The sequence below is a fragment of the Pseudonocardia sp. ICBG601 genome, from assembly GCF_020496245.1.
The window spans coordinates 1,122,187-1,135,926 of the sequence record NZ_JAHLJA010000148.1 but is presented as its reverse complement, the minus strand read 5'-3'; the positions used below and the strand labels follow the sequence as shown (position 1 = coordinate 1,135,926).

Genomic DNA, 13,740 nt, shown 5'->3' with positions numbered 1-13,740 from the left:
GCCGCTACCGTGGCGGCGTGCCGCTGTCCGCCCGCCAGGCCGCGCTGCTCGAGAGCCGGCTGCCCGGGCACGAGGTCGTCGCCGACCACGGCTGGGGTCTGGTCGGGACCACCGTGCTGCGGGTCCGTCACGACGGCGCCGACCTCATCGTGAAGGCCGGCGACGACGCCGACACCCACATCGCCCGCGAGCTGCGCGCCCACCGCGAGTGGCTGGCCCCGCTCGTCGCCCGGGGTCGCGCGCCGGAGCTCCGCCACGCCGACGCCGACGCGAAGCTGCTGGTCACCCGCTACCTGCCCGGGACCCTGGTGCAGGACACGCCCGCCGAGCACGAGCCCTCGACCTACCGCGGGGCCGGGGAGCTGCTGGCGCTGCTGCACGACCGGCCCGCCGTCGTCGACGAGGGGTACGGCGCCCGGCTGCGCGACACCGTCCTGACCAGGCTCGGGCGTCCGCACCGCATCGCCCCCGGGCTGCTCGCGCGGCTGCGGGCGGAGGTGGCCGGCTGGCCGACCCCGCCGGCCCGGCTCGTCCCGACCCACGGCGACTGGCACCCACGCAACTGGCTGGTGCACGACGGGGCCGTCGCCGTGATCGACCTGGGCCGGGCGGCGCTGCGCCCGGCGCCCACCGACCTGGTGCGTCTGGCCGCCCGCCAGTTCCGGTGGGACCCGGCGCTAGAGACCGCCCACCACGACGGCTACGGCGGCGACCCGCGCGAGCCCGGCCCGTGGCGCCGGGAGTGGATCGCCGAGGCCGTCGGCACCGCGACCTGGGCCCTGAAGGTCGGCGACGGGCCGTTCGAGGCCCACGGACACCGGATGCTCGCCGAGGCGTTCCCCGACTAGCCTGTGCCGGTGCCCCTCGTCGTCGGTCCGGCCACCTCGTTCGAGGACCTCGCGACCCTGCTGGGCCCGAAGCGCGACCCCGACGCATCGGTCTGCTGGTGTCTCTCGCACCGCCTGCCCGCGGCGACGCACCGCGCCCTGACCGGCCGGGCCCGGGGCGAGTACGTCCGGGAGCTGACGACCCGCGCGGTCGCCCCCGGCGTCGTCGCCCACGACGACGGCGAACCCATCGGCTGGGCCGCCGTCGCCCCGCGCGCAGAGCTGCCGTTCGCCCGCTCCCGCACCATCCCGCACGTCGACGACCTCCCGGTCTGGTCGGTGTGGTGCTTCCGGGTGCGCGCCGGGCACCGGGGCCGCGGCATCGCGCGTGCCCTGCTCGCCGGAGCCGTCGCGTACGCCCGGGACCAGGGGGCGCCGGCCGTCGAGGGCTACCCGGTGGACAACCGGGGCGCCCGGGTCGACCTGACGATGGCCTACGTCGGCACCCGCGCGTTGTTCGAGGCGGGCGGGTTCACGTTCGCCGCGGAGACCACCGGGGTGTCCGGTGGGTTCCCGCGGGTGGTCATGCGCCGCGCCCTCACCGGCTGACCCGGCCCCGCCCCGGATCGCGCAGATCCGTGACGGCGGACCGCTCCCGTTCCCGGCAGGCTCGCCCACGTCCTGACAAGCCTCCGGCCGACGCCGGAGGAGCACCGAGACGGAGGAGCGATGATCGTGATCATCGTCGTGGTCGGCATCTTCTTCCTGCTCATGGGCGGGTACGCGCTGGCCGCGCCGGCCGCGCTGGTCCGGCCGTTCGGGCTGGTGGCCGACGGCCCGGAGAGCAGGTCGGAGGTGCGCGCCGTCTACGGCGGGTTCGGCCTGGCGATCGCGGCCGTGCTCGGGCTGGCCCTCGCCGTCCCCGGGCTCCGCATCGGTGTGGTGCTCACCGTCGCCTTCGCGCTCGGCGGGATGGCCGTCGGACGCGTGCTGTCCCGGCTGGTCGACCGGCCCACCGCGTTCTACCCGATCTGGTTCTACGGCCTGGTCGAGACGGTCACGGCCGGGGCGCTGGTCGTCGTCGCCGCGACCTGACCGGGCACGACCCGGATGTCGAGCCCCGACCGGAAGAGCCGTCCGGGCGGCAGGCCGAACATCCGGCGGAACGCCAGCCCGAGGTGCGACGGCGTCGCGAAACCGGCGTCGGCCGCGGCCCGGGTGAGGTCCCCGCCGTCGCGCACGACGCCCGCGACGATCCGCATCCGCGCCCACCTGCGGTAGGCCCGCAGACCGGCCCCCGTCTGCCGGGTGAACAGGCGCGCGAAGTGGCCCGGCGACAGCCCGGCCGCCGCCGCGAGGTCACCGGTCGGCAGGTCCGGGCCGCCGGGCCGGTGCAGGGCCGCGATCGCCCGCGCGATGCGGGCGTCGGGCTCGGCGCGGGCGTCCGGCGCCGTACCGCTGTCGACCAGGATCCGCCGCAGCCCCGGCCCGTCGCCGTCGACCGCGCAGGCGACGAGGTCGGGCTCGGCCGGGTGCCCGGTCACGATCCCGGCGGGCCCGCGACCGGGCTCGAGGAACACGAAGGCCGCCCGGTGCGCGCCGCCGGTGATCCGGTGGCGCAGTCCGGCCGGGACCAGCAGTGTCCGCGCCGTGCGGTCCGGGGCGCCGTCGACCCGCACGGTCAGGTCGTCGTCGACACCGACCGCGAGGCACGCCACCGCACCCCGGTGGGCGTCGAGTCCGAGCATCGGCCCCAGGTGGACGGCCCAGCAGGGCCCCACCCACAGCCGCGCCGGGCCCGCCGCCGCGGTCACCGGACGCCCGCCCGCAGGCGTCGCCATCCGAACCCGGCGGCCGCCGCGAGCAGCCCGGCGAGCGCCAGACCGTGCTCGAACCACGCCCCCCAGCGGGTCGCGAACGTCAGGCCGGTGCGCAGCGGCACCTGCTCGACCAGGGTGTCCGCGGTGTACAGCCCGGTCTCGGCGACGACGGAGCCGTCGGGCCGGATCACCGCGCTCGCCCCGGACAGTGCCGCGACGACCGCGGCCCGCCCGTGCTCGACGGCCCGCAGCCGCGACATCGCGAGGTGCTGCCAGGTCATCTCGCTCCGCCCGTACCAGGCGTTGTTCGTCGGGATGACCAGCAGCGAACCGCCGTCGGCGACGCCGTCGCGCAGCACGTGGTCGTAGGCGGTCTCGTAGCAGATCGCCGTCGCGACCCGGGTGCCCGCGACGGGCAGCACCGCGGGCGCCGTACCGGGGGTGAAGTCGGCCAGCGCGACGAACGGGGTCAGGTACTGCGTGACCGCCCGCAGCGGGATGCGCTCGCCGAACGGCACGAGCTCCTGCTTGGCGTAGCGCTCCCCCATCCCGGTCCCCGGGTTCCAGACGGCCACCGCGTTCTCGGTGTCGGTCGCGCTCGCCTCGTAGTTGGTACCGATCAGGAACGGCACGCCGAGCGCGTCGACGACCCGGTCGACCGCCGGGTCGACGCCGTCGGTCGACAGCGAGCTCTCCGGCCACACGACGAGGTCGGGCCGCGGGACCGCGCCGGACCGGACCCGGTCGATCAGCACGGAGGTCTCGGCGAGGCTGTTCGCGCGCAGGGTCCGACCGGCGTTGAACAGGCCGAGCCCGATGTCGGGGGCGTCGCCCTGCACGATCGCGACGGTGCGGGTGCCGTCCTGCGCGTCGACGGGCGGGGTCGGCACCGCGAGCAGCACGAGCACGACCGCCACGACCGGGACGAGGCCGACGACCCGGCGGGGACGCTGCAGGAACGCCGCCACGCAGAACCCGGCCGCGACCACCGCGACCGACACCAGCGGGGCCCCACCGATCGCGGCCAGCGGCAGGAACGGCCCGTCGACCTGCCCGAACGCGACCCGGCCCCAGGGGAAGCCGTTGAGGGGGAACCGGCTCTGCAGCCACTCCTGCGCGGTGAACGCGAGCGCCCCCCACACCGGTGCGGCGGGCAGCCGGGCGGCGAGGGCGACGAGCGCGCCGCCGAGCGCCGGGAACCCCGCCATCACCAGCGACAGCCCCACCCAGGGGAACGGGCCGTAGTCGCGGCCGAGGAAGTCCTGGATCCACATCAGGTGCGCGAGGTAGAAGGCGAACCCGAACAGCGCCCCGAGCAGCGCGGCGCGGCGCACCCGAACCCCGGACAGCGCCCACCAGAGCAGCGCGAACGCCACGATCGCGGTCCACCACACGGTGCGCGGCGGGAACGCCAGGTGCAGCAGCACCCCGCCGACGACGACCGCCGCGATCCGCAGCGCGAGTGCCTTCACCACACGGTCAGCATGATCCGGCCGCGGCGCGGGCCCGCGCGCGGGTCCGGGCGGCCACCGCCCCCACCACCGCGACGACGAGCAGCGCGCCCGCGTAGGCGACGACGAGCTGCATCGGCCGCCCGGAGAAGTCCCCCGCGAGCGGCGGCACCAGCACCGCGAACAGCGCCACGACGCCCGTCAGCGCCGCCCGCGGCCGCGGCGGGAGCGGCACGCAGGCCAGCGGGGTCAGGGCCCACAGCAGGTACCACGGGTGCAGCACCGGCCCGAGCACGACGACGGCGCCGAGCACCAGGCCGAGCGCCGTCGTCGCACCGGTCCGGCCGCGGGCCTGCGCGACGAGCACCCCGGCGGCGAGCAGCGCGGCGAGCACCGTCCCGGCGGTCCGCGTCGCCGTCAGGGCCGTGGCCGGGTCGGCGCCGAGCACGCCCGCGAGCGCCGCGGCCCAGTTGGTGGGCGCCATCCAGCTGAACAGCTGCCCGGGCGCGGACACCGCGCCGAGCCAGCTACCCCCGCCGGCGTCGACGGCCGACACCGCGAGCGCGGCCGCCGCGGCCACCCCCGCGACCAGCGCGACCGCCCCCCACCGGTGGGTACGGCCGGGCGCGGACCGGGCCGCGGCGACCGCCAGGACCACGAGCCCGGCCGCCGCGGGGGCCTTCACCAACGCCCCCAGTGCGACGAGCGCGGCGCCCGCGGCGAGCGCCGCCCACGGCCCGCGCAGCCCGACGGCGAGGCCCACGAGCAGCAGCGCGAGCATCGGGCCGTCGTTGTGCATCCCGCCGACGACGTGCCAGAGCACCAGCGGGTTCGCGACCCCCCACGCCAGCGCCGTCCCCGGTGGGATCCCGTGGGCACGGGCCAGGCGGACCACCGCCCACCCGATCCCCACCACCGCGACGACGGCGAGCAGCCGGTACGCCGCCACCCCGGCGACCACCCCGTCCCCGGCGACGGCGGCGACCGCCTTCTGCCACAGGTCGGTCACCGGCCCGTACGGCGACGGCGTCTCCCGCCAGTAGCCGTCGACCCGCGCGAGGACGGGCGACCCGGCGGGCAGCCCGGCCGCCGGACCGGTCCGGTGCGGATCGGCGCCGCCGAGCGCGACCATCCCCTGGGCGAGGTAGCTGTACACGTCGCGGGAGAACAGCGGCGGTGCGACGAGCAGTGGCGTGGCCCAGGCGAGCAGCGCCCGCACCGCCTGCGCCGGGACCACCGGTGCGCGCACCAGCAGCAGCCAGGCGACGACGACGAGCCCGGCCCCGGCGACGGCGGCGCCGAGCGCGACCGTCGAGCCGGGCCAGCGGACCACCGCCCAGGCCCCGCCGGTGAGCAGGACGGACCCGGCCGCACCGAGCGCGGTCGGCACCGCGACCCGACCCACGGGCGGGGTCAGCCGGTGGGGGCCGGGCCGTCGGAGGCCTGCAGCGCCGCACCGGCGGGGAGCCGGTCGGCCCCCCAGCTGCGTTCGATGTAGCCGACGATCGTGGCGATGTCCTCCGCGGGCACGCGCTCGGGCTCCCCGTGCTCCAGCGGGTCGCCGTGGAAGATGTAGAGCCGCGACGCGAACTGGTCGAACGGCAGCGACGCCTCGCCGAAGCGTTCCCCGTTGCCCGCCGTCGAGACGACGACGCCGTCGCCCCAGTCCTGCCCGCTGTCGTTGTTCGGGTTGTAGAAGTACACCCGCATCACGTCGTTCGGGTCCGGCGCGACCCGCAGGATCGCGATGGCGTGCCAGCCGACGTAGCGGGCGGCGCTGTCGGTGACCGCGATGCCCGCGGGCTGCGGGTGGATCAGCGGCTGGCCGCCGTTGTACCCGGGGTGGTAGCCGGCGTGGAACTGGCGCAGGAAGGCGTCGAGGTCGGTGAGGTTGCCGGTCCCGACGTCGACGTTGATGTGGAAGCCGCGCGCCGCCCACCAGCCGTGGAACTCCGGGTTGACCCAGCGGTGCGGGTCCCCGGGCCGGTCGGAGCAGCGGCGGCCCATCTCGGCGTAGATCCGGTCCAGGTGCGGGACGACGACCAGCGACACCGGGTCGAGGTCGATCGGCAGCTTCTCCGCGACCCCGGCTCCGCTCTCCTTCGACGAGATCCGCTGTCCCTCGAAGTGCATGACGATCTCGTCGTCGCGGGCCGCCCAGACGACCATCTGCAGCAGGTAGTCCGGGTCGTTGTAGGCCCACATCGACAGGGCGCGCGCGGACTGGCAGGTGGGGTTGTCGCCCTGCCCGACGCCGAGCGGCTGGCCCAGCATCGACAGCACGCCGGCCAGCAGCCGCACCTCGGGCTCGGGCTGCTCGCCGAACGCGGCGACCAGGCGCTGGCGGGCGGCCGGGCCGATCTCCAGCGCGATCTGGCGCCACAGCCCGGGCACGACCGGCGGCTCGTAGAGGATGCCGCGGTCGAGCAGCAGCGCCAGGCCGTAGATGCACTGCGCGGTGTGCGGGGTGACGGCCTCCTCGATCAGCCGGTGCACCAGGTCCCGGAAGCGCAGCAGGCAGTTCTTGCCGGTGTCGGACAGCCCGAGCGCCTCGGCGAGCAGGTAGTCGCTCTCGTGGCGCAGGAACTGCAGCAGCTCCGCGTGGTACGGCGACACGAGCCCGGTGTCGTGCATGGCCCGGGCGAACCCGGCGGCCTCGTACTGCAGGCCTCCGGTGTCCATCGCCTCCAGCCGGGAGCGGAAGACGTCGATCCCCGGGTCCTCGCGGCTCGCCTCGGTGGTCCCGAACAGCGCGGTGATCAGCCGGTCGAGTCCCTGCCCGGAGGACAGGTCGACGCTCGGGTCGCCGCGCCACACCGAAAGCCGGGTGATCAGCGACGACACCTGGTCGACCTGGATCGGGCGCTGGCGCAGGATCCGCCAGATCTCGGCGACCAGCTTGTCGAGGACGCTGTCGTAGCCGATGCCCTCGGCGATGTGACGGAACAGGTCGCGGATCATCTGGGCCGTCCGGCCCTCGTGGACCCGCTCCGCCTCGGTCGGCGGTGTGAACAGCAGCTCGAGGTTCATCGCCAGCACCTGGGACAGGAACTGGCGGGCCTCGTCGGCCGAGATCGCGGGGTGGTCGTACTCCCCGAGGGCGACCGCGAGCATCCGCAGCTCGCTGGTCGCCTCCATCACCACCGTGTCGGCGACGCCGCTGTGCAGCCCCGCCCCGACGAACGCCGGGACCAGGATGTCCGGCTGGGCCCAGTCGGTGCCGGCGAACACGCCGGCCTCCTCCAGGTCCCGGGCTCGGGCCTGCACGGCGGCGGGGCCCCCGTCCTGCAGCAGGACGCGGCGGAGCTGCTCCAGAACCCTGCGGATCTTCGTCGTCTTGCCGAAGTCCGGGGTCCGGGCCAGGTCCCGGGTGGCGTCGTCGAGCGAGACCAGGCGCCTGTCCAGCACCGAGGTCCCACTCGCGACGTCGACGGTCGGTTTCACACGGCTTCCCTCGTTCGGGCTCCACGGCCGTGGGCGGGTACCCGCCCTCAGACGTAGAAGTCGAGTTCTTCCTGCTTCTTCAACAGATCGCGCATCCGGTAGGGGTCGTCCCCGAAGAAGTAGAGCAGACCCCAGTGCGTGCCGAACGCGGTCCTCTTCGTCACGGTCTCCTCGACCGGCGACGTGAGGTCGTGCGACTCGTAGTAGTCGTCGTCCTCGGTCTCCTCGGGGATCCGCAGGCTGCTGACGACGCGGCGGCGCGGGTAGACCCCGAAGCAGCCGGCCACGCCGGAAGCCCCCTCGACCTCCTTCGGGAAGAAGGCGTCGATCTCCTCCTCGGTGGTCTTCGGGTCGAACGCCAGCACGAGGCCCTGGTAGGCGTTGAAGCCGTAGGAGCGCTCCAGCAGCTCGAAGACCTTGAAGCCCGGCGGCCGGTAGGCGACCTCGCCGAAGTACATCTCGCCGTCGGAGGTGACGAAGTACTCCGGGTGGACGAAGCCGAACTCGATGTCGAAGGTCTTGATCAGCTTCTCGATCTGCGCGGTGATCGCGGGCCGGTACTTCTCCAGCTCCGGGGTCGCCGGCACGAACACCGAGTAACCGAGGGTGACGTACTCGGAGATGTTGAGGAACTTGATCTTCCCGTTGTGCACCCACGCCTCGACGGCGAACTCCCACCCGTCGAGGTGGGACTCCATCAGGAGCGGGAACTCCTCGTCCGGGATGTTGTCGATGTCCTCATAGGTGCGCACCACGCGGTGCCCGAGGCAGCCCGCCTTGTCGAACGCCTTGATGTGGATCGGGTCGTTCGGGTCACCGTCGAGCTTCAGCAGGGTCTGGTTGACGCGCTTGAGGAAACGGACGATGTCGTCACGGTCGTGGGCCTCCTCGAAGATGCCCACCCGGATTCCGCCGAGCTGTGCGCGACGCTTCATCAGCGCCTTGTCCCGGAGCAGCATCGCCTGCCCGAACAGCCGCGGGTTGTCGAGCAGCACGGAATTGATTGCGCCGGCCCATTCCACGGTTTCCTCGAACAGCGGGATGGCGACGTCGACGCCCATCTCCTGCAAGGTCTCCGCGATCTCCATCGAGCGGTCGTTCAGCCGCTCGAAGTTCCACGGGACGTACGGGATCTCGTGTTCCTTGCAGTATTCCTCGGCCCAGTCCGGGGCGACGACGACGTACCGGCGGTCGAAGCGGTCGATCGCCTCCACCGCATTGAGACTCCACCCGAGAAGTGCGACGTATCCCTTTTCTGGATTTTTGGTGGCTGAGTCGGACCGAGGCATGGAAAAGCAACCTCCCGATTTCGACGAATTAAGGCGGCGAATGCTTGAGTCCACACCGTACCCCGAGTACGCCGGAGGGGCGGATCGTGGCGGCGGGACTCAGTCGTCGTCGGGTCCGGCCACACCGGAGAGCCGGACCAGCCTGCGCAGCCGCCCGGCGACGGTGTCCTTCGTCAGCGGCGGGTCGGCGAGACGGCCGAGCTCCGCCAGCGACAGCGACGGGTGCTCCAGACGCAGCAGTGCGGTCTCCCGCAGATGGGGGGCGACGTCGTCGCCGAGCGCGCGCAGCGCCACCCGGACCCGCTCGGTCGTCGCGGCGGCGGCCGTCGCGGCCCGGCGGGCGTTCACCGTCTGCAGCGACCCGTCCGCGGTGGTCGCGCCCCGCGGGGCGACCGGGACCCGGCTCAGCACCTCGGCCACGCCCGGCGCGCCGACACTGCGCAGCAGGGCCTCGGCGCTCTCCGGGTCCCGCACGACGACGCGGTGCTCGCTCACCGTCTCCTGCGGCGCGGCCAGCACCCCGAGCCCGCGGGCCGCCCCGACCAGGGCGAGCACGACGGCCGGGCCCGGGCAGGTGACGACCAGGCGGACCCGCCCGGCCGGCCGCACGACCCGGCCCCGCGCGATCAGCGCCCCACGCCAGACCCCGGCGGCCACGGCGGGCCCCGCCGCGACGACGGCGGGTGGCAGCCCGAGCACCGGCCGTCCGGTCCGGTCGACCAGACCCGTCGCCCGGGCCAGGTCGGTCCCTGGCGCCGTGACCCGCACCTGGTAGCGCAGGGTCGCGCCGCCGCCGGTCACGACCTCGGCCCGCAGCCCGCCGCGACCGTGCAGCGCCCCGAGCTCGGAGCGCATGCGCAGCGCGGGGGCCGGGGCGTCGAACTCGGCGTGGATCGTCGTCCTGCCGTCGCGGACGCCGACCTCCCCCGCCAGGCGCAGCTGGGTGACGAGCCCGGCGTGCCGGACACCGGGGCGCTCCTCGCGGACCGCCCCGAGCTCACGGTGCAGCTCGGCGGTCACGCGCTCCAGGTCGAACACGATCGTCTCCTGCGGATGGGAAGCGGCAGGGCGGGGACACATCCCCCGAGGTGCACCCCGCCCTGCCCGGAAGGGCGGAGCGCCGGAGGCGCCCCACCGTGGCGGGATTCAGTCCTCGGACGGGTCGGCGTGCATCGGGCAGCGCGGATCGATGCAGGGCCTGCTCTCGGCCCCGGCCCGGAACGCCGCGTTCGCGAGCACCGAACACAGGCAGCCCTGGGCCTTCGCCCGCGGCCCACCCGGTGCCAGATCGTCGACCGGCACCGGTTTCGGACCCGGCCGACCCCCGCCGTTCGCCCCCTCGGACATGGCTCCCCCTCCGCACGACTGCGCGCCCGGAGTTCCCCGTCGACGGGGCCCGTGCGCAGATACATCCGGCGGTCGCCACGAGGGTCCGAGACCTGCCGGGACGACCGGCTCGCGACGGTACCCTATACGCGGAGTAACGCCTATTTCGGCTCAACCCTCACGGGGAGTAGTGATTCGGGACTCAGAGTCAACCCCCGCCGCCGGGCCATGCCCTCGATCTGCGCCCAGATCAGGTCCGTCAGGTGGAGGGTGACGACGTCGCGGCCCGGCGCGTCCCCGGTCGTCCGGCCACGCAGCCACCACTCCGCGGTCGCCTGCACCGCACCGACCATCGACTGCGACCACACCCGGACCAGATCGGGCTCGTGGACGTCGAGCATCTCGGCGTAGGACCCGAGCAGGCCGGTCAGCGCGGACGCGATGAACTCCCGGCCCGCGTCGACGACCTCGCCCCGCTGGCCGGGGAGGCGGCGGCGGAACAGCAGGTCGACGCCCGGCGAGTCGTCGAGGAAGCCCATGACCGCGTCGATCGAGTCGTGGATGCGCGTCCACGCCGCGCTCTCCCGGTAGATGGCGGGCATGAGCCGTTCCATCAGGCGGTCGGTCGCCCGCTCGGCCATCGCGTCGAGCAGCGCGGCCCGGTCGCCGAAGTGCCGGTAGATCACCGGCTTGGTCACGCCGGCCTCGTGCGCCACCTGGTCCAGGCCGAAGTCCTGCCCGTCGCGGCCCAGCACGGCCAGCGCCGCGTCGACCACCTGTTCCCGACGGCGCGCGCGGTGCGCGTCCCAGCGCGTACTGCGGCCGTCGGACCGGAGGTCGTCCGCGGCCCCGGGTTCCGTGCGGTCGGACGACACGCCCACCATGCTCCTCCCTCGGCGGGCCCGGTGGGAGGAAGGCCGGGCCCCGGGCGACAGTGGATCACGAAGGCCGCCGGTCGACCCGGCGCGGCGCGGTTCATGACCGCGGCCACACCGACGATCACCGCCGGGCACCCGCGTGCGAGGCTCGCCCACGGACGCAGTGGGCGACGCGAGGAGGCGTGGTGCGACGGGTGGTCTGCCGGGAGTTCGCCGATCCGGAGCGGTTCGAGCTGGTGGAGGAGCCGGCCCCGGAGCCGGGACCGGGTGCGGTGCTCGTCGCCGTCGAGGCCGCCGCGGTCAGCTTCGTCGACGGGCTGATCGCCCGCGGCGGCTACCAGCTGCGACCGCCGCTGCCGTTCACACCCGGCACCGCGGTCGCCGGGACGACCCCGGACGGCAGGCGGGTCGCCGCCCTGCTCACGAGCTTCGGCGGGTTCGCCAGCCACGTCGTCGTCCCGGAGGACCGCCTGGTCCCGGTGCCCGACGGGGTCGACGCGGGCGTCGCGGCCAGCTCGATGGAGAGCCACGGGACGATCGCCTTCGCCTTCCGGGACCGGGTCACCGTCCGCCCGGGCGAGTGGGTCGTCGTGCTCGGGGCGAGCGGGGGGATCGGGCAGGCCGCGGTGGACCACGCCCGCGCCGCCGGGGCGCGGGTGCTCGCCGTCGCGTCCACACCGGACAAGCGCGCGGCCGCGCTCGCCGCCGGGGCCGAGGCCGCCGTCGGCTACGACGCCCTCAAGGACACGATCCGCGAACACACCGGCGGGGGCGCGGACGTCGTGATCGACCCGGTCGGCGGCGACGCCGCGGAGGCCGCGCTGCGGGCGCTGGGCTCCGGCGGCCGGTTCTGCGTGCTGGGCTTCACCTCCGGCGCGATCCCGAAGCTGCCCGCGAACGTCGTGCTGCTGCGGAACCGGACCGTCGTCGGCGTCGACTGGGGCGACTGGTCGCGCACCGACCCCGCCGCGTCGCGGGACCTGGCCGAGGACGTGCTGCGCCGGATCGGTGCCGGGGAGCTGAACCCGGCCCGCCCGCGGACCCTGCCCCTGGCCGACGCGGCGACCGCGACCCGCGCGTACGCCGAGCGCTCCGCGGTCGGGAAGCTCGTGCTCACGCCCTGACCCGGCGTGGTCGGCGCCGTCATCAACGCTGATGACAGGCGGTAATGGCCGCGTCACACCTCTCGATAGGCCGTTCGTCGGAGCGGGAGCAGCTCCGGTCGGGCCACCACGAGAGGACCTCCCATGACCGCCACCCAGCCCTGGGCCACCGTCGCCGAGCCGGTTCCGGCGCACCGCGGGAACACCCCCGCGACCGCGGGCTTCTGGCTGTCGGTGCTGGGCATGGTGGTCGGGTTCGTGCCGGTGTTCGGCCTGCTGGTCACGGTGCCCGCCGCACTGCTGTCGCACACCGGCCGCGCCCGGTTCCGGGCCGGCGGGGCGTCGACGCCGGGCCGCTCGACGGTCGGGATCGTGCTCGGCTGGACGGCCACCGCGCTCTGCGTGCTCATGACCGTCATCGGGATCGTCGGCGCGGCCACCGCTCCGGTGCGACCGCTCGCGGCGGCCCCGGCCGCTCCCGCCGCCCCGGCGGCGCCGGTGCTGCTGACGGTGCCCAACGTCGTCGGGATGACCGACGTGCAGGCGCGGGACACGCTCCGTGCCGCCGGGTTCACCCAGGTCGTCCTCGGCCCGTCGACCGGCTCGGTCGCCGGGGTCGCCGCCGGGACCGTCACCACCCAGCTGCCCGGCCCCGCGGCGCTCGCCTCCGCCGGTGACCCGATCACGATCGGCGAGGCAGCCGCCCCGCCCGTCCCGCCCGCTCCGGTCGTCGTGCCGCAGAGCGCCCCGGTCGCCGAGTCCGCCTCGCCGGCTGCGCCGCTGGTCGCCGACACCGACGTCGACCGGCCCTACGTCCCGGCCGCGCCGCAGCCCCTGGTCTCCTCCGGCTCGTCGTCCTCCGGCTCGTCCGGCGGCGGCTCGGCCTACTACAAGAACTGCGCCGCGGCCCGCGCCGCCGGGGCGGCCCCGCTGAGCAGCGGCGACCCGGGCTACCGCTCGGGCCTCGACCGCGACGGCGACGGCATCGCCTGCGAGTGAGCCGACCCACGTGACACGGTGCCCGGCGGGGCGGTCCCGCCGGGCACCGGCCCGGTTTCAGGCCGGCCGGCCCGTCACCCCGGCCCCGCCGTCGCCGGACACCGGAACCGTGTCCCATCCGTGCCGGCGCAGCCCCGCTGCAACGGCCGCGGGCGGAGCGCCCTCGTAGAGCACGTGCAGCACCCCTCCCGGAGCGAGCAGCGCGCGCAGCACCTCCAGCTCGGGGCCGGGGTCACGGGTCCAGAACAGGTTCACGTTCACCGTGAGCGCGACGTCGACCGTGCCGTCCTCGATCCGCAGCCCGGCCAGGTCGGACCGCACGACGGTGAGCACGCCGGCGTCGACGAAGGCCGCGCAGCGTTCGGCGGTCCGCGCGACGGCGACGGCCGAGCGGTCCACCGCGAGCATCCCGCCGCCCGCGACCGGGTCGAGCCGCGGGCAGACCAACGACGCCACCGCCCCCGGTCCGCAGCCCACCTCCAGCACACGGGTGCCGGGCCGCGCCCCGACGACGGCGGCCGCGAACCGCGCCCGAGCCGGGACCACCCGCGTCGCCACACCGGCGATCGTGGCACGGACCCGGCGCGGACAGGCATCATCGAG

The 13,740-nt window shown here is 75.2% G+C and carries 14 protein-coding genes; 5 read left to right on the top strand and 9 right to left on the bottom strand.

What is annotated here, in order from left to right:
* The first annotated feature begins 17 nt into the window (after window positions 1–17).
* The 3 genes from KPL57_RS34635 to KPL57_RS34625 all read left to right on the top strand — a co-directional run bounded on the left by KPL57_RS34635 (window position 18) and on the right by KPL57_RS34625 (window position 1,922).
* The gene (locus KPL57_RS34635) at window positions 18–848 is read left to right on the top strand and encodes a phosphotransferase (RefSeq protein ID WP_226354795.1); all 831 of its coding nucleotides are present in this window, start codon (window positions 18–20) and stop codon (window positions 846–848) included.
* Window positions 849–857: 9 nt separating this feature from the next.
* Window positions 858–1,436: a GNAT family N-acetyltransferase gene (locus tag KPL57_RS34630; protein WP_226354794.1), complete on the top strand. Its 579-nt coding sequence runs from the start codon at window positions 858–860 to the stop codon at window positions 1,434–1,436.
* 120 nt (window positions 1,437–1,556) lie between these two features.
* Window positions 1,557–1,922, top strand: coding sequence for a DUF4345 family protein (locus tag KPL57_RS34625; protein ID WP_226354793.1), 366 nt, complete (start codon window positions 1,557–1,559; stop codon window positions 1,920–1,922).
* Here KPL57_RS34625 and KPL57_RS34620 read toward each other — a convergent pair.
* The 8 genes from KPL57_RS34620 to KPL57_RS34585 form a co-directional block, all read right to left on the bottom strand.
* The gene (locus KPL57_RS34620; RefSeq protein ID WP_226354792.1) at window positions 1,865–2,668 is read right to left on the bottom strand and encodes a helix-turn-helix domain-containing protein; all 804 of its coding nucleotides are present in this window, start codon (window positions 2,666–2,668) and stop codon (window positions 1,865–1,867) included. The genes KPL57_RS34625 and KPL57_RS34620 overlap by 58 nt on opposite strands.
* Complete coding sequence (gene lnt / locus KPL57_RS34615; RefSeq protein ID WP_226354791.1) at window positions 2,638–4,122, bottom strand: apolipoprotein N-acyltransferase; 1,485 nt, start codon at window positions 4,120–4,122, stop codon at window positions 2,638–2,640. The genes KPL57_RS34620 and lnt overlap by 31 nt, the downstream gene beginning before the upstream one ends.
* Window positions 4,123–4,126: 4 nt before the next feature.
* On the bottom strand, window positions 4,127–5,488 hold the full coding sequence (gene mptB, locus KPL57_RS34610) for a polyprenol phosphomannose-dependent alpha 1,6 mannosyltransferase MptB (protein ID WP_226354790.1): 1,362 nt from the start codon (window positions 5,486–5,488) through the stop codon (window positions 4,127–4,129).
* Between the two features lie 23 nt (window positions 5,489–5,511).
* Window positions 5,512–7,542: a hypothetical protein gene (locus KPL57_RS34605; protein WP_226354789.1), complete on the bottom strand. Its 2,031-nt coding sequence runs from the start codon at window positions 7,540–7,542 to the stop codon at window positions 5,512–5,514.
* 47 nt (window positions 7,543–7,589) lie between these two features.
* On the bottom strand, window positions 7,590–8,831 hold the full coding sequence (locus tag KPL57_RS34600; RefSeq protein ID WP_062399604.1) for an acetyl-CoA carboxylase biotin carboxylase subunit family protein: 1,242 nt from the start codon (window positions 8,829–8,831) through the stop codon (window positions 7,590–7,592).
* A 99-nt stretch (window positions 8,832–8,930) separates the two neighbouring features.
* Window positions 8,931–9,869: a DNA-binding protein WhiA gene (whiA, locus tag KPL57_RS34595; RefSeq protein WP_226354788.1), complete on the bottom strand. Its 939-nt coding sequence runs from the start codon at window positions 9,867–9,869 to the stop codon at window positions 8,931–8,933.
* 108 nt (window positions 9,870–9,977) lie between these two features.
* A complete protein-coding gene (locus KPL57_RS34590; RefSeq protein ID WP_226354787.1) occupies window positions 9,978–10,133 on the bottom strand; it encodes a hypothetical protein in 156 nt (51 codons plus the stop codon).
* Window positions 10,134–10,318: 185 nt separating this feature from the next.
* Entirely contained in the window at window positions 10,319–11,041 is a 723-nt protein-coding gene (locus tag KPL57_RS34585; RefSeq protein ID WP_226354786.1) for a TetR/AcrR family transcriptional regulator, read from the bottom strand.
* A gap of 179 nt (window positions 11,042–11,220) precedes the next feature.
* On the opposite strand from KPL57_RS34585, the gene KPL57_RS34580 reads away from it, so the two are divergent.
* Together KPL57_RS34580 and KPL57_RS34575 are read left to right on the top strand one after the other, a co-directional pair.
* Window positions 11,221–12,159, top strand: a complete 939-nt coding sequence (locus KPL57_RS34580; protein ID WP_226354785.1) for an NADPH:quinone oxidoreductase family protein — start codon at window positions 11,221–11,223, stop codon at window positions 12,157–12,159.
* Window positions 12,160–12,282: 123 nt separating this feature from the next.
* Window positions 12,283–13,137, top strand: coding sequence for an excalibur calcium-binding domain-containing protein (locus KPL57_RS34575; protein WP_226354784.1), 855 nt, complete (start codon window positions 12,283–12,285; stop codon window positions 13,135–13,137).
* A 57-nt stretch (window positions 13,138–13,194) separates the two neighbouring features.
* Here the strand turns inward: KPL57_RS34575 and KPL57_RS34570 are convergent, their stop codons facing one another.
* A complete protein-coding gene (locus KPL57_RS34570) occupies window positions 13,195–13,695 on the bottom strand; it encodes a bifunctional 2-polyprenyl-6-hydroxyphenol methylase/3-demethylubiquinol 3-O-methyltransferase UbiG (protein ID WP_226354783.1) in 501 nt (166 codons plus the stop codon).
* Window positions 13,696–13,740: the final 45 nt, after the last annotated feature.